The following is a 23,334-nucleotide window of genomic DNA, read 5'->3' as shown; positions in this document are numbered from 1 at the left end:
GCGACACTGAACTGGACAAATCTATGCGTGATATTTTGAGTGATCTTGAGGCAGGAAAGCAGCTTTCGGACGAAAACCCGATCGTGCGGGCACAAAAGCAGATGCTGGCGCAACTGCCTAAACGCTTCTACGAAAAGGCAGAAGTGGCGGAAGTTGAAGGCGGCTTTGCCGTCCATCTGGATGGTCGCCCTGTCAAGACGCCGGCTCGCAATCTGCTGCTGTTGCCGACCAAGGCGGCGGCCCAGATTGTAGCGGATGAATTCACCGCTCAGGAAAAGGTTATCGACCCGGGGAAAATGCCTGCGACCCGTCTCGTCAACACAGCGATTGACGGGATTGCGCAGGATCCACAGGCAGTTTTTGAGGACATTTTGCGTTTCGCGGGCACGGATATGCTTTGCTATCGCGCCGATAGTCCGCAGGAACTCGTTTCCCGGCAGACCGAGCAATGGGATCCGCTGATCGATTGGATGGAAGGCCTTGGCGCACGTTTTTCACTTGCCGAAGGTGTGATGCACGTTGAACAGCCTCGGGAAGCCATCGCGGCATTCGGTGTTCATCTGGCTGGTTTCAAAGACCCAATCGCGCTGGCATCACTGCATACAATGACGACGCTGACCGGGTCAGCGATTATTGCACTTGCTATCGCAAAGGGTGAAATAACAGCAGAGCAAGGCTGGAATCTGGCTCATATTGATGAGGACTGGACTATCGAGCATTGGGGTTCGGACGCGGAAGCCATAGAGCGGCGAGAAAACCGCGAAATTGAAATGATGATGGCGGCGCGCGTGCTCAAAGCACTTTAAATATCAGACTTATCGCATTGATCTAATAAAGAAACCCCGGCAATGCCGGGGTTTCTTTTGCGCGCGCAATCATCAAGTCTTGCGCGTCGTTCCCCTCGGTAAGAGCAAAAGAAATGGCGCGAACGCATTAACGCCCGCGCAGCTTTCTTAAACCGAGTAGTACATGTCGTACTCGACCGGATGCGGCGTCGTTTCATAACGCATCACTTCGGCCATCTTGAGTTCGATGAAGCTGTCGATCTGATCGTCATCGAACACGCCGCCAGCCTTGAGGAATTCACGATCCTTATCGAGCGACTGCAGTGCTTCACGCAGCGAACCGCAGACGGTCGGAATCTTCTTCAGTTCCTTGGCAGGCAGATCGTAAAGATCCTTGTCCATGGCCTGACCGGGATGAATCTTGTTCTTGATGCCGTCAAGACCAGCCATGAGCAGGGCAGCAAAGCACAGATACGGGTTTGCCGCCGGATCAGGGAAACGAACTTCCAGACGCTTGGACTTCGGCGAATTGCCGAATGGAATACGGCACGAAGCCGAACGGTTGCGAGCCGAGTAGGCAAGCAGAACCGGGGCTTCGTAACCCGGAACCAGACGCTTGTAAGAGTTGGTCGACGGGTTGGTGAAGGCATTCACGGCCTTGGCGTGCTTGATGACGCCACCGATGAAGTAAAGGCAGTTTTCCGACAGGCCGGCATATTCGTTACCAGCGAAGGTTGGCTTGCCTTCTTTCCAGATCGAGAAATGGACGTGCATGCCCGAACCGTTGTCACCGAAGATCGGCTTCGGCATGAAGGTTGCGGTCTTGCCATAGGCATTGGCAACCTGATGCACGACATACTTGTAGATCTGCATCTTGTCGGCGTTGCGGACCAGCGTATCGAATTTCACGCCGAGTTCGTGCTGTGCGGAAGCAACCTCATGGTGATGCTTTTCAACCGTGACACCCATTTCGGTGAGGACGGTCAGCATTTCCGAGCGCATGTCCTGCGCGCTGTCGATCGGCGGTACCGGGAAATAGCCGCCCTTGACGCGCGGACGGTGGCCGAGATTGCCTGTTTCATATTCAGTATCGTCGTTCGACGGCAGTTCGGTCGAGTCGAGCTTGAAACCGGTATTGTACGGGTCAGCCTTGTACTTCACGTCATCAAAGACGAAGAATTCAGCTTCCGGACCGACATAGACCGTGTCGCCGATACCGAGCGACTTCATGTAGGCTTCCGCCTTCTTTGCGGTCGTGCGCGGATCGCGGCCATAGGCTTCACCCGAGATCGGGTCAAGAATGTCACAAAGGATGACCAGCGTGGATTGAGCGAAGAACGGGTCGATATGGGCCGTCGTCGGATCCGGCATCAGAACCATGTCGGATTCATTGATGGCTTTCCAACCGGCGATGGAAGAGCCGTCGAACATCACGCCGTCGACAAACATTTCTTCGTCGACGAGGCCGATATCCATCGTAACGTGCTGCAGTTTGCCCTTCGGGTCGGTGAAGCGAAGGTCGACGAACTTGATGTCGTTGTCTTTGATTTGTTTGAGAATATCGTTGGCAGTCGTCATTTTAATTCCCTGTTTGCACGACGATGGATTGTACGCAGGTATTATCAGATTGCGTCCACGCCGGATTCACCGGTACGGATACGGATAACTTCTTCGATGTTGGAGACGAAAATCTTGCCGTCGCCGATGCGTCCCGTCTGGGCAGCCTTGCGGATGGCTTCGATGGCGCTGTCCACGGTTTCGTCTGCGACGATGACTTCAACTTTCACCTTGGGAAGAAAGTCGACGACATATTCGGCGCCGCGGTAAAGCTCGGTATGACCTTTCTGTCGTCCGAAGCCCTTGGCTTCGATGACAGTGATCCCCTGTAAGCCGACTTCCTGAAGGGCTTCCTTCACTTCATCCAGCTTGAAGGGCTTAATGATGGCTTCGATCTTTTTCATCAGAGAATGGTCTCCGCTCTTCTACGGAAATGGACATTGTGCCCGTTTCACCAATAGAGAAGCATGAAGTGTGCCAGTTTGAAGTCTGTATAAAAAATTTCTTCGATTTCGTTCATCCGCAGGCAGAGTGGCACTATTCATGACGCTTGTGCAAGCGGGACTCTGCTGACGGGTATGAAATAGGCACTATCATTCTGGTTTATCTGTCTAAAAATTAGTCATTGTGCATCAAAAGAGGGCAAGCTTGCATAAAGTCCGGTGCCGCGTATTTAATCACAATGAGACCCCGTATTGAGAAGGTACGCGATGTACGAGTTGCTGACCCCGCAGGAAATGGCAGAAGCGGATCGCCAGACGATCGAGGCTGGTATCAAGGATGGTTTCTCACTGATGCTTGCTGCAGGCCGGGCCGTCGCAGAGGTTGCACAGCGGATGTTTCCTCGCAATGCTCCAGTTGCTGTTCTGTGCGGGCCTGGCAACAATGGTGGCGACGGCTACATCGCGGCGCAGTTTCTCCTGGAAACGGGTTTGGAAGTTGTGTGCTTCGCATCCGCTCCCCCGAGGAAAGGCTCCGATGCCATGCGTGCGTCGTTGTTCTACAAGGGGCCTGTCTCGAACTTAGGTGAATTTTCGGTCGCGAGTTTCGGTGGCGTAATCGATGCATTATTTGGCGCAGGCCTCGCCCGCGATGTTCACGGAGCTGAAGGCGTTGCGATTGATGCTGTGAACACTTCTGATGTGCCGGTTGTGGCGGTTGATTTACCTAGCGGCATATCCGGTGAAAGCGGCCATATCCTCGGAACGGCGATCCGTGCACGAGCAACAGTTACGTTCTTTCGCAAGAAACCCGGCCATTTGCTACAACCGGGAAGGGCGCATTGCGGTGTACTTCATGCGGCCGATATCGGCATTCCCGATCACATACTCGCGGCGATCGAACCGCATGCATTCGAGAATGCTCCAGACCTTTGGGCAAGCGCCCTGCCAGTATCTGGCGTTGAGGCCCATAAGTATAGTCGCGGCCATGCAGCCGTGTTTTCCGGTGGCGCTCATTCGACAGGTGCCGCACGCTTATCAGCCCTCGCCGCGGCCCGTAGTGGAGCTGGTGCGGTAACACTTCTTTCTCCACCCGATGCTATGACGGTCAATGCCACGCATTTGACCAGTATCATGATCCGTGAAACCCGTGGTTTGAGGGATGTTCGACAGTTTTTTGCCGAACGCAAGGTCGCAGCAGCGGTACTCGGTCCGGGCTATGGAAATCCCGCGTTCGCGCGTGAGCACGCCCTGTTTCTCGCAAGCGGCGAGGCTGAGGGGGTTCATGGTTTGGTTCTTGATGCCGACGGGATTACGGCCTTTGAGCAGAATCCAGCTGAGCTTTTCGATAAGCGACAGGGCATAAAGACTGCTCTTGTGCTTACACCACATGAGGGAGAGTTCCGGCGGCTTTTTCCTGATATAGCAAAGAGTTCGACATCAAAGATCGAAAAGGCTCGCGAGGCTGCAAGGCGTGCTAACGCAGTCCTTATATATAAAGGTCCCGATACCGTGATCGCGGACCCGGGTGGTCTGGCAGTGGTCAACGCCAATGGAACCCCGCTGCTCGCCACAGCGGGATCAGGCGATGTCTTGACAGGAATCGTGTGCGGCCTGCTTGCTCAAAGGATGCCCACATTTGCAGCGGCCTGTGCTTCCGTGTGGATGCATGCGGACGCCGCGCGACGCTTTGGCCATGGACTTATTGCGGAAGATTTGCCTGCTCAGATACCTGCTGTCCTGTCGGCATTGGTGCGATCCTCTCGCAATTAACGACCGGACGTCCGGCTGTTCTTGGTGCCGACATCAATCGTGATGCTTCCAGAGACCGAAACGTCAGTATTGCCAACACGAAAATTTTTCCAGTTACCGCTTGGTGCCTGTTCCGGTTCGGGAGCAGGCGGCGGGGCGGTCACAATGGGTTTTTGAGCCTGAACGCCGGGCAGTCCCGGCGATCCGTCGTTCGCAGACGCTGTTGATACCGTGGCTAAGAAAACAAAGCCAAATATAAGAAAACGCTGCGTAATCATTTACCATTCTCCCTTTATACGGGATCGGTGACCGCATCGATGAGCTGTTCGGCCATTTCGAGGGTGAACTCGTCAAAATGCGAAATCACACGGCTTGGATCGTAATGCTGCACGGGAAGATCGGTATACCCAAAGTCGACGGCAACAACGGGGATGCCTGCAGCTTTTGCGGTGTCGATGTCGGTTCGGCTATCCCCGACCATGATTGCCCGTTCACGATTGCCACCAGCCCGTACGATGGTCTCGGTGAGATGGCGCGGATCAGGCTTGCGATAAGCAAATGTATCGGCTCCGCAGATTGCAGCAAATCGTTCGGCTTCACCCATGGAAGTCAGGAGTTTTACCGACAAGGCCTCAAATTTGTTCGTGCAAACTGCCAACTCGTAGCCACTTGCCGAGAAGCGGTCCATTGCTTCCACAACGCCTGGGAAAAAGGTTGAATGTCCCGGCATGTGATCCGCATAATGTTCGCGGAACTCTTCCACGAGGTTGTCGAGCAGTGCTTCGTCAGCCTGTTTCTTCTGCGCAGCGAAAGCACGCTCGATCATGACGCGCCCGCCTTGTCCTACGAATCTGCGTAACGATTCACGATCTGCTGTTTTCAGGCCCGATATAGCGAGGCAGTGATTGAGACTGTCGAGAAGGTCTGGTGCTGTGTCGACAAGGGTTCCGTCGAGATCGAAAACGATGATGGGCTTGGGGTTGGCAGCAGACATTAGCTTCTCGTGTGTGAAATGGGGAATAAGGAAGTCCTATCTGATTGTCGACTTCGGCTCAACCTCGCGATCGGGATGCGCTCTAAAAACCGAAATTCTGCGTCATAGTTCGAATAGGCGCTTTGTTGTGCCGCGTCCGCATGCTAGAGGCGAACCGGACCACAATGAGAATCCGCAGGGGAATATCGGGAATTCAAGTATGGACGAAGCTCGCAAGCTGAAAATCGCAGCCGCCGCAGAAGCGCTCACGCACGTCAAGGACGGAATGCGTCTGGGGATTGGTACTGGTTCGACAGCCGAGGAATTCGTGCGCCTGCTTGCCGACAAGGTAAGCAACGGCTTCAAGATCATTGGAGTGCCTACTTCCGAACGCACCGCAAAACTTTGCGAGGAACTCGGGGTTCCGCTTACGACGCTCGATGAAACGCCTCATCTCGATCTTACCGTGGATGGTGCCGATGAAGTCGATACCAACCTTTCGCTCATCAAGGGCGGCGGTGGAGCGCTTCTTCGTGAAAAGATCGTGGCTGCGGCATCTGACGCAATGATCGTTATTGCCGACAGCTCAAAGGTAGTTGAGGCGCTTGGGCGTTTTCCACTGCCTATAGAAGTCAATCGCTTCGGTCTCGGTGCTACCATGCACGCGATTGAAGAGGCAGCTGCGAAGTGTGGTCTTGCAGGCCCACTGGCACTGCGTTTAAAAGATGGCTCATCCTTCGTAACAGATGGTGGGCATTATATCGTGGATGCATCTTTTGGCCGCATTCCCGATCCAAAGACACTATCTGACGCTCTCTTCGCAATTCCAGGCGTTGTCGAGCACGGACTTTTCATCGGACTGGCGCGTGCGGCAGTGGTTGCCGGCAACGACGGCATCCGCACCATGAACCGGTCTTGAACTGATTGAACGGAGTACTGACCTTATGATCCCGGCAACTGGCTTTCGCCGTCTGATTGCACCGTTTTCCGCGCTCGTACTGATGTCGGGCATTCATGCAGCTTCGGCACAGGAAATCACTGAAGCTCATCTGGAAGCTGCCCGTGCTGCTATTTCTGCGATTAGTGCTACTGAGCAGTTCGACGAAATTCTGCCGAACGCAGCGCGCTCCCTCAAGGGTGAACTGATCCAGAAAGATCCGAATCTGGAAGCCCTGATCACGAAGACTGTCGATGACAAGGCTCTCGCTCTTGCTTCCCGCCGTGCTGATCTCGAAACCGAATCCGCTCGCGCCTATGCAAAAGCGTTTTCCGAAGACGAGCTCAAAGCCATAGCAGCATTCTATACATCGCCTGCAGGCAAGAAGCTTCTGTCCGAAGGCCCGATTGTGACGCGTGAAGTCGTGAAGGCAGCAAATATCTGGCAGAATGGCATCGCTCGTGATCTGGCGACCGGCGTAGCTGAGGTTCTGGCGGCACAGGCTGGCGCTGCTGCAGCTCCGGCACAGCCTGCGCAGCAGTAATTTTTGCGGTAACGAGGAATTTGAAAGCCCGGTCCCTTGGCCGGGCTTTTTCTTTTGCTTACATAACAGCCAACCTAATGTTTATTGGAGAATCCCATGACCGGCTTCGACTATGATCTTTTTGTTATCGGCGGCGGTTCTGGCGGTGTTCGGGCAGCGCGTCTCGCTGGGGCCATGGGCAAAAAGGTCGGTCTTGCAGAAGAATATCGCATGGGCGGAACCTGCGTTATTCGTGGCTGCGTACCGAAGAAACTCTTCGTCTATGCTTCGCAGTTTCCTGAGCATTTCGAGGATGCAGCTGGCTATGGTTGGGATGTCGGCACATCGACGTTTGACTGGAAAAAGCTGATCGATGCCAAGGACAAAGAAATTGCCCGGCTTGAAGGGCTCTACACCAAGGGCCTCCAGAATTCCGATGTCGAAATTTTTGCCAGCCGCGCCGAATTGATCGATGAACATACTGTCGAGCTGAAGGCAGACGGTCGTCGCGTTACTGCAGACCAGATATTGATTGCGACCGGCGGTCATCCGAGCATGCCCGAATCTATGCCTGGACATGAATATTGCATCAGCTCCAACGAAGCGTTTCATCTCGCTGAGCTGCCGAAAGCGATTGCCATTGCGGGTGGCGGATATATCGCTGTTGAGTTCGCGAACATATTCCACGGCCTTGGCGTCGAAACGACACTCGTGTATCGAGGCAAGGAAATCCTCTCCCGTTTCGACCCGGACTTGCGCCATCTTTTGCATGAAACCATGGAAGCAAAAGGTATCCGTATCATTTGCGAAGCGGTTTTCGAGAAAATCGAGAAGCAGTCCGACGGTAATCTGAAAATCGCGTTGAACAATGGCGATACATTGGAAGTCGGTCAGGCAATGATGGCGATCGGGCGCAAGGCCAACACGACGGGTCTTGGGCTAGAGAGAGCTGGCGTCAAGATGGATGAGCTTGGCGCAATTCCGGTCGATGATTATTCGCGTACCAATGTCGCGAACATCTGGGCCGTCGGTGATGTTACGAACCGCGTCCAGCTGACGCCGGTGGCAATTCACGAAGCCATGTGCTTTCTCGAAACGGCGTTCAAGGACAATCCGACGAAGCCCGACCATGAATTGATTGCGACGGCGGTGTTCTCTCAGCCAGAAATTGGCACGGTCGGTTTGCCGGAAGATGAGGCTGCGAAGAAGTATCCGGAACTTGAGGTTTACCGAGCGCTGTTCCGCCCGATGAAGAACACGCTTTCCGGCCGCAATGAAAAAATGCTGATGAAGCTCATCGTTGATGCCGCGAGCCGCAGGGTGGTCGGGGCGCATATCATGGGGCCAGATGCCGGTGAAATGGCTCAGCTTCTGGGTATTTCCCTCAAGGCTGGTGCGACCAAGGATGACTTCGATCGCACGATGGCGGTTCATCCGACTGCGGCCGAAGAACTGGTCACCATGTACAAGCCGACCTATCGCGTCGTGAATGGTGAGAAAGTCGGCGGCTAACTCTTTCGCGACCGGTTTCTCCGGTTAACGATTATTGCTGGCATAAAGTCTCGGCCTGCATTATATCAGCGCGACCACGCAGGCCGGTTTTCCGGGGCAGACTGTCATCTTTGTCAGATGCGAGCTGTCCGTTAAAGGATTCCAGCATTCGTGTAAGGAGGATATAATCCGAGAGAAATCGAGCGGATAGAAGCAAACAGGTGCTCAAATGACGAAGAACTGGACCCCGCATTCCTGGAGAAACAAACCGATCAAGCAAGTGCCGTTTTATCCGGACGCACAGGCTCTGAACGACGTTGAGGCTCGTCTTCGCACCTATCCGCCGCTGGTTTTTGCAGGTGAAGCACGCAAGCTCAAGCAGCAACTGGCTGAAGTGGCGGAAGGCAAGGCATTTCTGCTCCAGGGCGGCGATTGTGCTGAAAGTTTTGCTGAACATGGCGCGGATAACATCCGCGACTTTTTCCGCGTCTTTCTTCAGATGGCCGTTGTACTCACATTCGGTGCGTCGAAGCCCGTCGTGAAGGTCGGTCGTATCGCCGGTCAGTTTGCCAAACCACGTTCATCGGACATGGAAACGCTGAATGGTGTGGAACTGCCGTCCTACCGTGGTGACATCATCAACGGTATCGAGTTCGACGCGGCATCGCGCATTCCCGATCCGCAGCGTCAGGACATGGCATATCGCCAGTCGGCGGCTACGCTTAACCTGCTGCGGGCATTCGCCCAGGGCGGTTACGCTAATCTGGAGAACGTTCACCAGTGGATGCTCGGCTTTGTCGGCAAGAGCCCGCAGGCAGAGCGCTATGCAGCTTTGGCGCAGCGTATTTCCGAGACCATGAACTTCATGCGTGCAATCGGGATCACGGCTGACAGCAATCATTCGCTGCGTGAAACCGATTTCTACACCAGCCATGAAGCGCTGCTTCTTGGCTTTGAAGAAGCGCTGACTCGTGTGGACTCGACGTCCGGCGACTGGTACGGCACGTCCGGCCACATGATCTGGATCGGTGATCGCACACGTCAGGCTGACCATGCGCATATCGAATACTGCCGTGGAATCAAGAATCCGCTCGGTCTCAAGTGTGGGCCGTCGCTGCAGCCGGATGATCTCATCCGCCTTATCGATCTTCTGAATCCGGAAAACGAAGCAGGGCGCCTGACGTTGATTGCGCGCTTTGGCTACGACAAGGTTGGTGATCATCTGCCGCAGCTTATCCGTGCTGTCGAGAAGGAAGGTCGCAAGGTTGTATGGTCATGCGATCCTATGCACGGCAATACGATCACTGCCGGTGGCTACAAGACGCGTCCGTTCGACCGTATCCTCAAGGAAGTGGAGTCCTTCTTCGCGATCCATCGCGCTGAAGGATCGCATCCGGGTGGTATCCATGTCGAAATGACCGGCAAGAATGTGACGGAATGCACGGGCGGCGCGCGTGCGATCTCGGCAGAAGATCTGCACGATCGTTACCACACGCATTGCGATCCACGTCTCAACGCCGATCAGGCACTGGAACTCGCGTTTTTGCTGGCCGAACTCCTCAAGAAGGAGCGCGATGCCGGTGCGGACAAACAGGTTGCGAGTGCCTGACCGGTTTCCAACATTCTAGAGCTTGCAGGGCGGAGGTTTCGATCTCCGCCCTGTTGCATTTCGGGGAAACTCACCTATTGATTGCCTTGGAGCGGCATGTGTCTGAATGGATGCATAAAGGACGCTTTATGCTTTCAGAAAATTGGCTCTGATTTTCGGGCCAAGCTGTAACCAATTTGATTGAGGGTAATGATGCAGCGCATTTTCCTGGCCTTTCTTAATTCCATGCGAGCACTGAAGTACCTCGCAGGACATGAAAAGGCCGTCCAACAGGAGCTTGTGCTGTTTCTTCTGTCTCTGCCGGTGGCTTTTTTCCTTGCGCCGACATGGCTCGCTTTCCTCTTCATGACTGGCTCGATCTTGTTTCTCATCCTCGTGGAAGTGTTGAACACTGGTATCGAGGCAACGTGTGATGCCGTCTCGCGGGATTTTCACAAGGAAATTCAGATTGCAAAGGACTGCGGTTCTCTTGCTGTTCTGATTTCTATTGTGTTCGTCGTCGCGATCTGGGGCTATATCCTCGCCAATACCTATTTGGCCTGACAAACAGAGTAGTCTGTTGATTGCATCCGTTGCATTTGCTTGCCTAAGCGCGCTAAAGCTTGGGCATGTTAGCCTCTCATGAGAATCTTGCCATGCTCCGTATTGCCGTTGCGCAGCTTAATCCCATCATGGGCGATATCGCCGGAAATCTGACCAAGGCACGCGCGGCACGCGTTGAGGCGGCCAGGATGAAGGCCAATCTCATTTTGTTTACAGAATTGTTCATCTCCGGCTATCCGCCGGAAGATCTGGTTCTGAAACCATCTTTTCTTGCTGCGTGTGAAAAGGCTGTTCGTGCGCTGGCGAGCGACACTGCCGACGGCGGACCAGGCGTCATTATCGGCACGCCGCTTAGCCGTGAAAGCGGTCTGCACAATTCTATCGCAGTTCTGGATGGCGGCGAGATCATTGCCGAACGGTTCAAGGTCGATCTGCCCAACTATGGCGAGTTTGACGAGAAGCGCGTATTTCAGGCAGGCCCAATGCCTGGGCCAGTCAATTTCCGTGGTGTTCGCATCGGGATTCCAATCTGTGAAGATATTTGGGGCGAACTCGGTGTGGCGGAAACGCTGGCTGAGAGCGGCGCAGAGATTTTGCTCGTACCGAATGGTTCGCCTTATCATCGTGCGAAGATGGACCGGCGCCATCAGGTTGTCCTGAAGCAGGTGATCGAAACCGAGTTACCGATGGTCTATGCCAATCAGGTTGGCGGACAGGATGAACTGGTTTTCGATGGTGGATCGTTTGCATTCAACACTGACCGGTCGCTCTGTCTGCAAATGCCTCAGTTTGAGGAGCAGATCACGCTGACCGTTTGGCGCAGAGAGAATGACGGCTGGCGCTGTGACGAAGGCGAAAAGGCTAATCTTCCTGAAGGGCTTGAAGCTGATTATTCCGCCTGCATGCTGGGCTTGCGGGATTATGTGAACAAGAACGGTTTCAAGGATGTGGTGCTCGGGCTTTCGGGCGGTATCGATTCGGCAATCTGCGCGGCTCTCGGCGTCGATGCGTTGGGTAAGGATCGCGTGCGCTGCATCATGCTGCCTTACCGCTATACATCCGATGAATCTCTGAAAGACGCGGCCGATTGTGCAAAAGCGCTCGGTGTTCGGTACGATATTGTTCCGATCTCTGCGCCAGTTGAAGGCTTTCTTGAAGCGCTACATCCGCTGTTCGAAGGCACCGAGAGCGGCGTTACCGAAGAAAACCTGCAAAGCCGCGCACGCGGCACCATTCTGATGGCTGTTTCAAACAAGTTCGGTTCGATGGTTGTCACCACCGGCAACAAGTCTGAAATGTCGGTAGGCTATGCGACGCTTTATGGCGACATGAATGGCGGGTTCAATCCGATCAAAGACGTCTACAAGATGCAGGTCTATGCGATGTCGGAATGGCGCAACAGTCATGTTCCGAACGGCGCACTCGGACCATCGGGTGACGTGATCCCGCACAACATCATCTCCAAGGCGCCGTCTGCTGAACTGCGTGAAAACCAGACGGATCAGGATAGTCTGCCACCTTATCCGGTTCTCGACGATATTCTTGAATGCCTTGTCGAAAACGAAATGAGCAACACCGAGATTGCTAAACGCGGGCATCCGCTCGAAACCGTTCAACGGATCGAACATTTGCTCTATCTGGCTGAATACAAGCGCCGACAATCGGCGCCCGGTGTTAAAATTACCAAGAAGAATTTCGGACGCGATCGCCGATACCCTATAACGAACCGCTTCCGCGACCGCTGAAAGACAATAAGATGACAGTAACCGTTCGTTTTGCTCCGTCGCCGACGGGCTATATCCATATTGGTAATACGCGCACAGCGCTTTCAAACTGGCTTTTCGCACAGAAGAATGGCGGCAAGTTCATTCTGCGCTATGACGACACCGATGTTGAACGCTCCAAAGAAGAATACGCACAGGCAATCGCAGTCGATCTTGACTGGCTCGGTGTCAAACCTGATCGCGTCGAATATCAGTCGAAGCGTTTTGATGTTTATGGCAAGGCGGTAGAGAAGCTCAAACAGGCTGGTTTGCTTTATGCTTGCTATGAAACGGCTGATGAATTGGAGCGTCGCCGCAAACTGCGCCTCGCACGTCGTCTGCCGCCGGTATATGGCCGCGAAGGTTTAAAACTCACTGACGATGAGAAAGCTGCGTTTGAAGCTGAAGGGCGCAAGCCGCACTGGCGTTTCCTGCTGCCGAATTTCGAAGCTGATCCGTTTGATACGCAGCGCACGGAGGTTCATTGGGATGACCTTGTTCGGGGCCCGCAGACTGTCGATCTGGCCTCTATGTCCGATCCTGTGCTGGTGCGTGAAGACGGCACTTATCTTTATACCTTGCCGTCGGTGGTGGATGATATTGATCTCGGTGTCACGCACATCATTCGCGGTGACGACCACGTAACCAACACCGGTGTGCAGATTGCTATTTTCGAGGCACTGGGGGCCAAGGCTCCGGTTTTTGGGCACCACAATCTACTGACGACAATTTCGGGCGAGGGGCTTTCAAAGCGAACCGGCGCACTGTCTGTCGGATCGCTGCGCGACGCCGGGTTCGAGCCGATGGCAGTGGCCTCGTTGGCGATTTTGATTGGCACCTCGGAAAGTGTTTCGGCGGCACCCAATATGGAAAGTCTCGCCGAACGTTTCGATCTGGCATCCATATCGAAGTCATCGGCAAAGTTTGATCCTGCGGAACTGGACACGCTCAATCGTGCCCTGTTGCACGAGATGCCGTTTTCAGAAGCCCAGCCACGTCTGGCTGCCATGGGCATTTGCGGCGAGAAGGCTGAGCCGTTTTGGCAGGCGGTGCGAGGAAATCTCGACCGCTTCAAGGATGCGGTACATTGGTGGTCCATCGTTGACGGTGATCTGCGAGAAACTCCGGACCTGTCAGAAGAGGATCGTGTTTTCCTGGAAGAGGCTTTTGCCCTTTTGCCACCGGCTCCCTGGGATCATCAGACATGGAAAGTCTGGACCGAAGCAGTGAAGGCTGCAACTGGGCGCAAGGGCAAGAACCTTTTCATGCCCTTGCGACTGGCGCTTACGGGGCAGGCGCATGGGCCGGAGTTGGCTGACTTGCTGGTGTTGATTGGTCCGGAAAGAACCCTGACCCGACGACCCTGACTTTTGCGTTTGCCGTATAGGGACGTTCCACAGGCGGTGTCATTGCGACAGGTGCAACATAGGCTGGTGTGGTATTCGAGGTCTGTACCGTTGCAGATGACGTGTAATCCACTTTCTCTGTTTCGACAGGAGTGGGAGTTTCATAGGCAGGCAATGCAATTGAGTTGGCCATCTCGGCGCTCGGCTTGGCGATGCCCCTGGACTTCCGCTGTGGTACGTGGACAGTTTTCGACTGAGGTTTCTTAGGGGACACCACCCAGGAGGCCTTGCACGATTTGACATGTTTGGACGCAGACGGACGTCCGGCAAGCGCCATATTCAGCTCATTGACGCGTTCGCGCAAAGTCTGTGTTTCGGTTGCCAGATGATCTGTTCTGGTCAGCAATTTCGTGCACTGTGCGGATTTGACAGCAGGTGTAAACAGGCTCCCGACGCAACGATTTTGAGCCGAGGTCTTTCTCATCTGAGAAAGCTCTGCTTCCTTGCGATCAAGGAGTGACTGGGTGACGCGGAGTTGCTTCTTAAGCTGTATCTGTTCGGCAGGCGTGCATAATTCTGGAGGGCGTATAGTTGTACAGCCAGCCAATATTCCCGAAAATATCAAAACTACTGAGTAAGTCAGCGATCTATTAGAATTAATTGAAATAAAAGACATGATAACCTCGATAACGATGCTGGCGATATCATGTTTAAAAAATATAGTAAATTAAATACTAACGACGAGTATATTTAAATATACTCGCCGTTATTTAAACTTATGTTATAATTATCTAACTTAGTTGTTGTTAAATTACTTCTTCTTGCGAAGAGTCTCTCCTGATTTTTGCAAGGCTTCAACAACTGCCAGTGCTGTCATATTGACGACGCCACGCGAGGTGACGGATGGCGTCAGAATATGTGCCGGACGTGCCGCGCCGAGCAGGATTGGACCCACGTGCAGCGCATCTGTAACCATCTTGACTACGTTCAGCGTGATGTTTGCAGCGTCAAGGTTGGGGAAGACAAGAAGATTGGCTTCGCCCTTCAGGCGCGAATTCGGGAACACACGGTCGCGCAGAGCCTGAGAGAGAGCAGAGTCGCCGTGCATTTCGCCATCGGATTCTAGCTCAGGCGCCTTCTCGGCAAGAATTGCCGCTGCTTCACGCATCTTTTCGGCGCTGGCTGATTCTTTCGACCCGAAATTCGAATGGGATACGAGGGCAGCCTTTGGCTCAATACCGAAGCGGCTGATTTCCTTTGCGGCAAGAATTGCCATTTCGGCGATCTCGTTCGCGCCCGGTTCGACGTTGACATAAGTGTCTGTGAGGAAGAGGGCGCCACGCTGCGAGATGAGCAGGCTCAAGGCGGAATAGTCTCGGATACCGGGAACCTTGCCGATAATCTGCCGTACGACACGGAGGTGGCGTTCGAAGCGACCTTCAAGACCGCAGATCATGGCGTCTGCTTCGTCGCGCATAACCGCGAGAGCGGCAATTGCGGTCGAGTTCGTGCGGACGATGGTGCGTGCAGCTTCCGGTGTGACGCCCTGCCTGCCGGTGTAGGACAGATAAAGGTCTACATAGTCGCGATAGCGCGGATCGTCTTCCGGATTGATGAGTTCGAAGTCCGTTCCCGGACGAATCTTGAGGCCGTAGCGGCGCAAGCGTGTTTCGATAACCTGCGGGCGTCCGACGAGAATCGGAGCTGCGATACGCTCTTCAATGACTACCTGAGCAGCGCGGAGCACGCGTTCATCTTCACCATCTGCATAAATGACGCGCTTTGGTTTTTCCTGGGCGCGGGCGGCAGCAAAAACCGGCTTCATGATGAGGCCGGAGCGGAAGACGAAGCGGTTCAGACGATCGAGATAGGCTTCCATGTCTTCGATCGGGCGTGTCGCCACGCCTGTTTCCATGGCCGCTTTGGCCACTGCCGGGGCGATACGCAGAATCAGGCGCTGATCGAATGGCGATGGAATGATGTAGTCTGGTCCGAAAGTGGGTGTGTCGCCGGAATAAGCGCGTGCTGCGACATCCGAAGGCTCTTCGCGGGCAAGAGCGGCAATTGCGCGAACAGCCGCCAACTTCATTTCTTCGTTAATTGCAGTCGCACCGACATCGAGTGCGCCGCGGAAGATATAGGGGAAGCAGAGAACGTTGTTGACCTGGTTCGGATAATCCGAACGTCCGGTGCAGATCATGGCGTCGGCGCGGGCCGCACGAGCCTCTTCCGGCATGATTTCCGGCTTCGGATTGGCAAGGGCCATGATGAGTGGCTTTTCGGCCATCTGTTTCAGAAGTTCAGGCTTCAGCACGCCAGCAGCCGACAGGCCGAGGAAGACGTCAGCACCACCGATGACATCGGCCAGAACGCGCGCGTCAGTCTTCTGGGCGTAAACTTCCTTCCAACGATCCATCAGTGTGTTACGGCCTTCGTAGACAACGCCTTCGAGATCACAGACCCAGATGTTTTCGCGTTTCGCGCCGAGATTGACGAGAAGATTGAGGCAGGCAAGGGCAGCAGCGCCAGCGCCCGATGTAACGATCTTGGCGTCCCCGATTTTCTTGCCGGCAAGTTCCAAACCGTTCAACACCGCCGAAGCAACGATGATCGCTGTGCCGTGCTGGTCGTCGTGGAAAACCGGAATGTTCATTTTCGCGCGAAGCTGTTCTTCAACTTCGAAGCACTCCGGTGCCTTGATGTCTTCAAGGTTGATGCCGCCGAAAGTCGGCTCCAAAGCGGCAACAACATCAACGATGCGACCGATTTCGTGCGCGTCGATTTCAATGTCGAACACGTCGATGTCGGCGAATTTTTTGAAAAGGACAGCTTTACCTTCCATGACCGGTTTGGAAGCAAGCGCACCAATGTTACCAAGGCCGAGAACCGCAGTGCCGTTTGACACGACGGCAACGAGATTGCCGCGAGCGGTGTATTCGGCGGCAGTTGCCGGGTCTTCGTGGATTGCGAGGCAGGGAGCGGCTACGCCGGGAGAATAAGCTAACGCCAGATCTCGTTGGTTGCCAAGTGGCTTTGTCGCCTGAATTTCCAGCTTTCCGGGCTTCGGATAACGGTGGAAGAACAGAGCTGCTTCATCGAAATCCGAACGGGAAGTGGAAGGTGTTTTCTTGGTCATGGTCGCATCGCTTTCCAAAATCTTTCGTGCAGGGCAAAAGCTCGTTTGCACGTGGAGGGTGCGGTATCCGCATACAGTTTCCGTACACGACTTCCGCACTCTGGGCCGTCATTGTTCTTAGTCTATCGGCTCAAATCTCAGTAGGCCCGTTTTCGAGAATGAGTTTTTCCAATTTTGCAGATCTATTATTTGATGCTGTTAAAACGCACTCTGATAGGCGCCGCCATCGATAACGAGATTCTGCCCGGTAATGAACCCGGAATGTTCCGAACATAGGAAGGCACAGGCCTGACCAAATTCCTTTGGCTGCCCGATTCTTCCGGCGGGAATTGCTGATGCTCGCTTTGCAGCTTCCGCATCCGCTGTCGTGCCGTTCTTCTGGGCTGAGAATGCAAAGCCATTGCGAAGGCGATCCGTGTCAAAGGCCCCGGGAAGGATGTTGTTGATCGTCACATTGGAGGCTGCAACCGTGCGGGCGACGCCAGCCAGAAATGCAGTCAGACCGGCGCGGGCGCCAGATGAGAGATCAAGCCCGGGAATGGGGGCGTAAACCGACGTCGATGTGATATTGACGATACGGCCGAAACGGCGCTCGACCATTCCGTCGATAACAGCTTTGATCAATTCTATGGGGGTGACCATATTCTGTGTCACACCCTGCAGGATCGCGTCGCGGTCGAGCAGGCGGAAATCCTTGAAGGCTGGACCGCCGTTATTATTCACGAGAATGTCGGGTGCAGGGCAGGCGGCAAGCAGTTTGGCTTGCCCTTCAGCGGTGGACACGTCGGCAACGACAGCATCGACTTTCACGCCAAATGTTTTGCGAATTGCTTCCGCGGTTGTGGCGAGAGTTTCTTCGTTGCGTCCATTGAGAACCAGATCGCAACCGGCTTCGGCGAGCGCCTCCGCGCATGCCCGTCCGAGTCCCTTGCTGGAAGCACACACAATTGCTTTTCGACCCTTCAGGCCCAAGTCCACGGCTCGATCCTCACATCTTGTTCAAGTTTTAGAGACATGCCACCAAGCGAGCAGTCCGATCAACCGGATTCTGGTTCACGGGCGCATATGTCCACCTTTTACCGGCAGAATATGCGTTCATTGCGAACAATATTTGGTGAAGTGCTATTCAAGCGGCGGCATGAATTCTGCCCTCGGGCGTATAAGCGATCCGCTATCAGCCTGTTCCAGTGCATGGGCGAGCCATCCCACAATGCGTGCGAGCGCAAACAGAAATAGCGGTGCGTCGGGCGGTAGATCATAGATTTCTGTAACGGCGGCGAGGGCGAAATCGACGTTTGGCTTTTCTCCGAGAATGTTCGCGGCACTTTGTTCCAGATCGCTATAGGAGGCAGGCAATTCCAGATGTTCCAATAGTGCGATGGCGCGAATATCACCTGTTTCGCGGTAAAGCGGGTGGCCGAAAAAGTGAAACTGTGTTCCTTGCCTGAGCTGGCCCTTGATCGCTGCTTCCGCTCCTATTTGCCGGGTTTGCGTAATAATAGCCGCCGCCGCTGTGGCCGCTCGTCCATGCCGCGGGCCAATCAATGTTGATAATCCGGCGAGAACCGCAGCGGAAAGCGGTGTACCTGTCGACGCCGCAACGCGTGTAGCGAATGCCGATGCATTGAGTTCGTGGTCGGCCAGAAGCACAAGAATGCGCCGGATCACATCACTTGCCTGCGGCTTTTGCCAAGCCTGAGCAATGCGTTCATGCATCGGCATATTCGATGCGGAAACGCCCAGAACGGTATTGTGAAACAGTTGCAGCAGACCAAAAGCCTCTTGCTGCAGAATCGATGTTGAACGCCCCGAACTGGGTAGATCATTCGCGGCGCGAACACCAAGAACAGTAAACAGCCGTTCCAGAGGCGCAGTCTCGGTCTGACGAATGTTCAAGGTCGATTCGTTGTCACTGCTGATGATACCGTCGAAATCCATCTGCCACAGCAGTGCAGCCACTTCCTCCAGCGTCGCTGTTTCGGACAGCTCAGCAGCGTCGCAGCCTCGATAGAGCAAGCGGCCATCCAGGATGGTCGAAATGCCCGAGCGCATGATCGGCAGGCCCCAACGAATGGTGTCGGCGGCAACCACGCTATCTCTCTTGCGACCGGGACGCTTGCCAGCCAGACGATGGACATCCTCCGACCGATAGAGGCTGCGTCTTGGATCATCCGGCAATGGCTTGGAACGGATGCGCCCGCGACTCACATTTGCGTAAAGAGTCTGCGGCTTTGTCTGGAGAACAGCGAGGGCTTCCTCCGCAGTTAGCCAGTCCATTATTGCCCCCTACATTGATCTATTTCGTCAAGATTGACGTCAACTATACTTGGATTCAATGTCGAAAGGCAAACAAGGAGAATAATTATGAATAGCGGACTTGAAGATGTGATTGCTGCTGAAACCGTATTGTCTGACGTCGATGGGCTTGCAGGCAGGCTGGTTATTCGCGGTCGGTCGCTGGACGATCTGGTCCCGCATAGCAGCGTCGAAGATGGAATAGAACTTCTGTGGGGCGGCTTTTTCAATGACCTTCCCAAAGGGGAAGAGCTTCAAAAAGCGCTCGGTGAAGCGCGCGTACAGGTATTTCATCATACGGATGCGCTTGACGATACATTGATGGAAATGTCTCCCATCGAAGCGCTTCGCGCATTGATGGCACGCATCCCTGATGACGATGATCTGACCGCAGCCTTACACCTGATGGCGGCACCGGCAGTCTTTACGACGGCCATTCTGAGGGGCCAGAAGGGGCGCCGTCCCATACATCCTGATCCGACGCTTCCCCATAGCGCTGACATCCTTCGTATGATGAATGCGGGAATGCCGGATGAAGCAGAAGTTGCGGGGCTGAACACCTATCTTATGACGGTTTCCGACCATGGATTGAACGCATCGACTTTTGCTGCGCGTGTCGTGGCATCAACACGAGCCGGATTGACCTCATCGCTGCTTGCCGCAATCAGCGCATTGAAAGGACCGCTGCATGGTGGTGCACCCGGACCGGTCCTCGATATGCTGGATGCAATCGGTAGACCCGACAACGCTGAACGTTGGCTTGAATCTGCTGTTGCCGATGGAGACAGGCTGATGGGGTTCGGTCACAGGGTCTATCGTGTACGCGATCCTCGTGCCGATGCCTTGAAAGGTGCATTGAAGCACATCGAAGCCCTAGAACAAGGGCGTGGAAAACACCGCGTTGAGTTGGCCGAGGCCGTTGAAAAAGCCGCTATCGCAGTTCTAAAGCGCCACAAGCCGGACCGTTCCCTCGAAACCAATGTCGAGTTCTATACTGCTTTGTTGTTGGAACAACTGGGGTTCCCGCGTGAGGCTTTCACTTGCGTTTTCGCTATGGGGCGAACCATGGGCTGGATAGCGCATTGCCGTGAACAGGTTGCGGCAAACAAGCTCATTCGTCCGCAATCGCGATATGTCGGCCCAACTGTGGGACTTGTCGCCTAAAGTGGACACAACAAGAGGCGCGGACGCTACCTTCCGCGCCTCAAAGCCGACCGTCATATCTCTGTGACATGAATCGGGTTTTCTGCGCTCAGATCAGGTTGCCATTGAAGGGGACAACCACATGAGCACCGACGCTCCGCAGCCCAGAAAACTCCGAACCCTCTTTATCTCGGATGTGCATCTCGGTTCCAAGGCCGCACAGGCGGAACTGCTTCTGGATTTTCTTCGCTATCATGAAGCCGAGACGATCTATCTTGTCGGCGATATTGTCGATGGGTGGCGCCTGCGGCGCAATTGGCATTGGCCGCAAGAGCATAATGACGTAGTCCAGAAGCTGCTTCGCAAGAGCCGGAAGGGCGCCAACATCATCTACATTGCCGGTAATCACGATGAGTTCCTGCGCAATTTTCAGGGAACGCATTTTGGCGGCATCGAAGTGATGAACCGCGCGATCCATGAGACGGCAGACGGTCGCAAGTTTCTGGTAATCCATGGTGATCAGTTCGATGTGGTTGTACGCAATGCCCGCTTTATCGCCTATCTGGGCGATTGGGCATATGACACAGCGATCTGGATAAATACGGTTATGAGCCGGGTTCGCTCGCTTTTCGGTCTGCGCTACTGGTCATTTTCAGCCTGGGCGAAGTTTCGCGTCAAAAAGGCGGTCAATTTCATTGGTCAGTTCGAGAGCGTGGTTTCGGAAGAAGCGCAGCGTATCGGGGTTGATGGTGTGATCTGCGGCCATATTCATCACGCCACGATCGAGAGCATGAATGGCGTGGAATACATCAATACGGGCGATTGGGTGGAAAGCTGCACGGCCGTGATTGAACATTTCGATGGCCGTATGGAGCTCATCGAATGGACGGAACGCCGTGATCGCCGCCCGACGACAGGTATTGTCAATTCCGACAGTGAAGAGCATGGCGAGGATAGGGTGATCCAGCTCCCACTTCCCGTCCGCGAACTGGCGACCTTCCGCCGATGAAGAAAATCGTCATCGTTACCGACGCCTGGCATCCTCAAGTCAACGGCGTCGTGCGCACGCTGACCAAATGTCGTGATCTGATGATTGAGCGCGGATACGACGTCACCGTCATATCTCCGCTGGATTATCGGTCGGTCCCCTGTCCGACCTATCCGGAAATCCGGCTCGCCTTGACGACGCCAGGTGCGCTTAGACGACGTCTGAAGGTCATGCGACCGGACTATGTGCACATTGCAACCGAGGGTCCACTCGGGTTTATGGCACGGCGCGCCTGCCTGAAAATGGGCTGGTCCTTCACGACAAGCTTTCACACGCGGTTTCCCGAATATCTTGCGGAACGCTTTCCTGTCCCGCCACAATGGACCTATGCTTTCCTGCGACGTTTCCATAATGCGGCCCAGCATACGCTGGTACCGACCCAATCTATTGTGGATGATCTGAAGGGGCGAGGTTTTACGCGGCTGGACCTCTGGACGCGCGGTGTCGATCGCAATCTGTTTTATCCTCGGCGGGAAGTGGTCAAGGACTTGCCACGTCCGGTGTTCATTTGTGTGGGACGCGTCGCCACGGAAAAGAACCTGCCAGCGTTTCTGGAGCTTGATCTTCCCGGCACAAAGTTGATCGTCGGGGATGGTCCTTCCCTCAACGATCTGCGTGCGCGTTTCCCGGAGGTTGTGTTTGTCGGGAAGCAGGAAGGTGAAACGCTGGCAAACACCTATGCCGCAGCCGACGTGTTTGTCTTCCCAAGCCGGACAGATACGTTTGGTCTCGTCTTGCTGGAAGCGATTGCCTCCGGCTTGCCGGTGGCGGCCTATCCCGTTCCCGGATCACGGGATGTCGTGGGGGCAACCGGGGCAGGCGTTCTCTCCGAAGATCTTGGGAAGGCGTGTCTGTCAGCCCTGCAAATGGAGCCGTTTGAGCCCGCACAGGTGCTCAGGCAGTTCACCTGGGACGCTTGTGCGGACATTTTCGAAGATGCTCTCGCTCCGATAAGCGGAACCGCGAGCGAGAGTTATCAACGTGCAAGTCAGCCCCAAACGGCGGCTTCCGGCGGGTAAACCAGAGCCCCATCATAGCGCAAGCCTGGGTCACGATCATGGGCGAGGAGTAGCGGGCCATCAAGGTCAACCACATTGGCTTTCTGGGCGAGCAGAACAGCTGGCGCCATGCCGAGCGATGTGCCGACCATACAGCCGACCATGATCTGAAGACCGTAGTTGATTGCCTTGTCTCGCATGATGAGACCTTCAGTCAGTCCACCTGCTTTGTCGAGCTTGATGTTCACCGCGTCGTAGCGCTTGGCCAGCTCCTCAAGTCCGACCGACGTATGAACGCTTTCATCGGCACAGATAATGACAGGCCGTTCAATTTCACTGAGAATATGATCGTTATCCGCTGGTAAGGGCTGTTCGATAAGAACGACGCCTGCGTCGGCTGCTGCACGCATGTTCTCGGCAATATTGTCGGCCGTCCAACCTTCGTTCGCATCGATAATGATGTGACTGTTCGGAGCCGCAGTCGTGACCGCTTGTATCTTCTCGATATCGTTTTCACCACCCATTTTGACCTTGATGAGAGGATAGTGAGCGACCTTCGCTGCCGACTCTGCCATTTCGGCGGGTGTGCCGAGCGAAACGGTGATTGCGGTTTCAAGTGGTCGGGTTGGCGTACCGAGCATATCGGCGACGCTTCTGCCTGATGCCTTTGCCTCGAGATCCCATAAGGCACAATCGACCGCATTGCGGGCAGCGCCGGCTGGCATCAAAGTCTGGATATCCTGTCGTGTGGCGCCACTTTCGATAGCTGTACGGGCGGCTTCAATCTGGGCACTCACGCTCTCAATGCTTTCGCCATAACGCGCATAAGGAACGCATTCGCCGCGCCCTTGATTGAGACCGTTGCCAATCACACACACAACGACAACGGCTTCCGTCTTGGAACCTCTGGAGATTGTGAATTTTCCGGCGATGGGATAGCGTTCGACAATGATATTCAAGGTATTGTGCATAGAGATGCCCTCTGGGACGCAGTA

Annotated in this window: 20 protein-coding genes; 12 read left to right on the top strand and 8 right to left on the bottom strand. The window is 54.6% G+C overall.

Annotated elements, in window-relative coordinates; all coding sequences use genetic code 11:
- Positions 1-23: 23 nt before the first annotated feature.
- The gene (locus tag CES86_RS04250; protein WP_010660033.1) at positions 24-806 is read left to right on the top strand and encodes an ATP12 family chaperone protein; all 783 of its coding nucleotides are present in this window, start codon (positions 24-26) and stop codon (positions 804-806) included.
- A 147-nt stretch (positions 807-953) separates the two neighbouring features.
- Here CES86_RS04250 and glnA read toward each other — a convergent pair whose 3' ends face one another.
- Both glnA and CES86_RS04240 read right to left on the bottom strand, forming a co-directional pair.
- Complete coding sequence (gene glnA, locus CES86_RS04245) at positions 954-2,363, bottom strand: type I glutamate--ammonia ligase (RefSeq protein ID WP_010660034.1); 1,410 nt, start codon at positions 2,361-2,363, stop codon at positions 954-956.
- Between the two features lie 44 nt (positions 2,364-2,407).
- A complete protein-coding gene (locus CES86_RS04240; RefSeq protein WP_002964122.1) occupies positions 2,408-2,746 on the bottom strand; it encodes a P-II family nitrogen regulator in 339 nt (112 codons plus the stop codon).
- Positions 2,747-3,052: 306 nt separating this feature from the next.
- Here CES86_RS04240 and CES86_RS04235 point away from each other — a divergent pair, with 306 nt between their 5' ends.
- Entirely contained in the window at positions 3,053-4,555 is a 1,503-nt protein-coding gene (locus CES86_RS04235) for an NAD(P)H-hydrate dehydratase (RefSeq protein ID WP_094513774.1), read from the top strand.
- Here CES86_RS04235 and CES86_RS04230 read toward each other — a convergent pair.
- The gene (locus CES86_RS04230; protein WP_010660036.1) at positions 4,552-4,812 is read right to left on the bottom strand and encodes a hypothetical protein; all 261 of its coding nucleotides are present in this window, start codon (positions 4,810-4,812) and stop codon (positions 4,552-4,554) included. The two genes, CES86_RS04235 and CES86_RS04230, sit on opposite strands and share 4 nt — an antisense overlap.
- Positions 4,813-4,826: 14 nt before the next feature.
- Positions 4,827-5,528: an HAD family hydrolase gene (locus CES86_RS04225; protein WP_010660037.1), complete on the bottom strand. Its 702-nt coding sequence runs from the start codon at positions 5,526-5,528 to the stop codon at positions 4,827-4,829.
- A gap of 199 nt (positions 5,529-5,727) precedes the next feature.
- On the opposite strand from CES86_RS04225, the gene rpiA reads away from it, so the two are divergent.
- The 7 genes from rpiA (at position 5,728) to gltX (ending at position 13,740) form a co-directional block, all read left to right on the top strand.
- Complete coding sequence (gene rpiA / locus CES86_RS04220; protein WP_094513773.1) at positions 5,728-6,426, top strand: ribose-5-phosphate isomerase RpiA; 699 nt, start codon at positions 5,728-5,730, stop codon at positions 6,424-6,426.
- A gap of 25 nt (positions 6,427-6,451) precedes the next feature.
- A complete protein-coding gene (locus CES86_RS04215) occupies positions 6,452-6,988 on the top strand; it encodes a DUF2059 domain-containing protein (protein WP_010660039.1) in 537 nt (178 codons plus the stop codon).
- A gap of 96 nt (positions 6,989-7,084) precedes the next feature.
- Entirely contained in the window at positions 7,085-8,479 is a 1,395-nt protein-coding gene (gene gor / locus CES86_RS04210) for a glutathione-disulfide reductase (protein ID WP_029924742.1), read from the top strand.
- A gap of 208 nt (positions 8,480-8,687) precedes the next feature.
- Complete coding sequence (locus tag CES86_RS04205; RefSeq protein WP_010660041.1) at positions 8,688-10,067, top strand: class II 3-deoxy-7-phosphoheptulonate synthase; 1,380 nt, start codon at positions 8,688-8,690, stop codon at positions 10,065-10,067.
- Positions 10,068-10,259: 192 nt separating this feature from the next.
- The gene (locus CES86_RS04200; RefSeq protein WP_010660042.1) at positions 10,260-10,610 is read left to right on the top strand and encodes a diacylglycerol kinase; all 351 of its coding nucleotides are present in this window, start codon (positions 10,260-10,262) and stop codon (positions 10,608-10,610) included.
- A gap of 65 nt (positions 10,611-10,675) precedes the next feature.
- Complete coding sequence (locus CES86_RS04195) at positions 10,676-12,355, top strand: NAD+ synthase (RefSeq protein ID WP_094513771.1); 1,680 nt, start codon at positions 10,676-10,678, stop codon at positions 12,353-12,355.
- Between the two features lie 11 nt (positions 12,356-12,366).
- A complete protein-coding gene (gene gltX / locus CES86_RS04190) occupies positions 12,367-13,740 on the top strand; it encodes a glutamate--tRNA ligase (RefSeq protein ID WP_094513770.1) in 1,374 nt (457 codons plus the stop codon).
- A gap of 790 nt (positions 13,741-14,530) precedes the next feature.
- Here gltX and CES86_RS04180 read toward each other — a convergent pair.
- From CES86_RS04180 to CES86_RS04170, 3 genes are all read right to left on the bottom strand, one after another.
- Positions 14,531-16,855 carry an NADP-dependent malic enzyme gene (locus CES86_RS04180; protein WP_029924749.1) on the bottom strand — a complete coding sequence of 775 codons (2,325 nt, stop codon included), beginning with the start codon at positions 16,853-16,855 and terminating at the stop codon, positions 14,531-14,533.
- 198 nt (positions 16,856-17,053) lie between these two features.
- On the bottom strand, positions 17,054-17,833 hold the full coding sequence (locus CES86_RS04175) for an SDR family oxidoreductase (RefSeq protein ID WP_010660047.1): 780 nt from the start codon (positions 17,831-17,833) through the stop codon (positions 17,054-17,056).
- A gap of 144 nt (positions 17,834-17,977) precedes the next feature.
- Positions 17,978-19,132 (bottom strand): citrate synthase, encoded by a 1,155-nt coding sequence (locus CES86_RS04170; protein WP_029924751.1) that lies wholly within the window; start codon positions 19,130-19,132, stop codon positions 17,978-17,980.
- Between the two features lie 87 nt (positions 19,133-19,219).
- Here CES86_RS04170 and CES86_RS04165 point away from each other — a divergent pair, with 87 nt between their 5' ends.
- The 3 genes from CES86_RS04165 to CES86_RS04155 all read left to right on the top strand — a co-directional run bounded on the left by CES86_RS04165 (position 19,220) and on the right by CES86_RS04155 (position 22,360).
- Positions 19,220-20,314, top strand: a complete 1,095-nt coding sequence (locus CES86_RS04165) for a citrate synthase/methylcitrate synthase (RefSeq protein ID WP_010660049.1) — start codon at positions 19,220-19,222, stop codon at positions 20,312-20,314.
- A gap of 121 nt (positions 20,315-20,435) precedes the next feature.
- Entirely contained in the window at positions 20,436-21,302 is an 867-nt protein-coding gene (locus CES86_RS04160) for a UDP-2,3-diacylglucosamine diphosphatase (RefSeq protein WP_012092008.1), read from the top strand.
- The gene (locus CES86_RS04155; protein ID WP_029924755.1) at positions 21,299-22,360 is read left to right on the top strand and encodes a glycosyltransferase family 4 protein; all 1,062 of its coding nucleotides are present in this window, start codon (positions 21,299-21,301) and stop codon (positions 22,358-22,360) included. The genes CES86_RS04160 and CES86_RS04155 overlap by 4 nt, the downstream gene beginning before the upstream one ends.
- Here the strand turns inward: CES86_RS04155 and dgcA are convergent.
- Positions 22,330-23,310, bottom strand: a complete 981-nt coding sequence (gene dgcA / locus CES86_RS04150; protein ID WP_029924757.1) for an N-acetyl-D-Glu racemase DgcA — start codon at positions 23,308-23,310, stop codon at positions 22,330-22,332. The genes CES86_RS04155 and dgcA overlap by 31 nt on opposite strands.
- Positions 23,311-23,334: the final 24 nt, after the last annotated feature.

It is taken from the genome of Brucella lupini (genome assembly GCF_002252535.1).
In the GTDB taxonomy this organism is placed as follows: Bacteria; Pseudomonadota; Alphaproteobacteria; order Rhizobiales; family Rhizobiaceae; genus Brucella; species Brucella anthropi.
This window is presented reverse-complemented; position numbering and strand designations above follow the sequence as displayed.

Bases quoted from the DNA above. Each gene is read 5' to 3' on its own strand.
- CES86_RS04230 (WP_010660036.1), bottom strand. From the start codon at position 4,812: ATGATTACGCAGCGTTTTCTTATATTTGGCTTTGTTTTCTTAGCCACG.
- CES86_RS04200 (WP_010660042.1), top strand. From the start codon at position 10,260: ATGCAGCGCATTTTCCTGGCCTTTCTTAATTCCATGCGAGCACTGAAG.
- CES86_RS04240 (WP_002964122.1), bottom strand. From the start codon at position 2,746: ATGAAAAAGATCGAAGCCATCATTAAGCCCTTCAAGCTGGATGAAGTG.
- CES86_RS04205 (WP_010660041.1), top strand. From the start codon at position 8,688: ATGACGAAGAACTGGACCCCGCATTCCTGGAGAAACAAACCGATCAAG.
- CES86_RS04180 (WP_029924749.1), bottom strand. From the start codon at position 16,855: ATGACCAAGAAAACACCTTCCACTTCCCGTTCGGATTTCGATGAAGCA.
- CES86_RS04235 (WP_094513774.1), top strand. From the start codon at position 3,053: ATGTACGAGTTGCTGACCCCGCAGGAAATGGCAGAAGCGGATCGCCAG.
- CES86_RS04195 (WP_094513771.1), top strand. From the start codon at position 10,676: ATGTTAGCCTCTCATGAGAATCTTGCCATGCTCCGTATTGCCGTTGCG.
- gltX (WP_094513770.1), top strand. From the start codon at position 12,367: ATGACAGTAACCGTTCGTTTTGCTCCGTCGCCGACGGGCTATATCCAT.
- gor (WP_029924742.1), top strand. From the start codon at position 7,085: ATGACCGGCTTCGACTATGATCTTTTTGTTATCGGCGGCGGTTCTGGC.
- CES86_RS04170 (WP_029924751.1), bottom strand. From the start codon at position 19,132: ATGGACTGGCTAACTGCGGAGGAAGCCCTCGCTGTTCTCCAGACAAAG.
- CES86_RS04225 (WP_010660037.1), bottom strand. From the start codon at position 5,528: ATGTCTGCTGCCAACCCCAAGCCCATCATCGTTTTCGATCTCGACGGA.
- CES86_RS04155 (WP_029924755.1), top strand. From the start codon at position 21,299: ATGAAGAAAATCGTCATCGTTACCGACGCCTGGCATCCTCAAGTCAAC.
- glnA (WP_010660034.1), bottom strand. From the start codon at position 2,363: ATGACGACTGCCAACGATATTCTCAAACAAATCAAAGACAACGACATC.
- CES86_RS04160 (WP_012092008.1), top strand. From the start codon at position 20,436: ATGAGCACCGACGCTCCGCAGCCCAGAAAACTCCGAACCCTCTTTATC.
- rpiA (WP_094513773.1), top strand. From the start codon at position 5,728: ATGGACGAAGCTCGCAAGCTGAAAATCGCAGCCGCCGCAGAAGCGCTC.
- dgcA (WP_029924757.1), bottom strand. From the start codon at position 23,310: ATGCACAATACCTTGAATATCATTGTCGAACGCTATCCCATCGCCGGA.
- CES86_RS04215 (WP_010660039.1), top strand. From the start codon at position 6,452: ATGATCCCGGCAACTGGCTTTCGCCGTCTGATTGCACCGTTTTCCGCG.
- CES86_RS04165 (WP_010660049.1), top strand. From the start codon at position 19,220: ATGAATAGCGGACTTGAAGATGTGATTGCTGCTGAAACCGTATTGTCT.
- CES86_RS04250 (WP_010660033.1), top strand. From the start codon at position 24: ATGCGTGATATTTTGAGTGATCTTGAGGCAGGAAAGCAGCTTTCGGAC.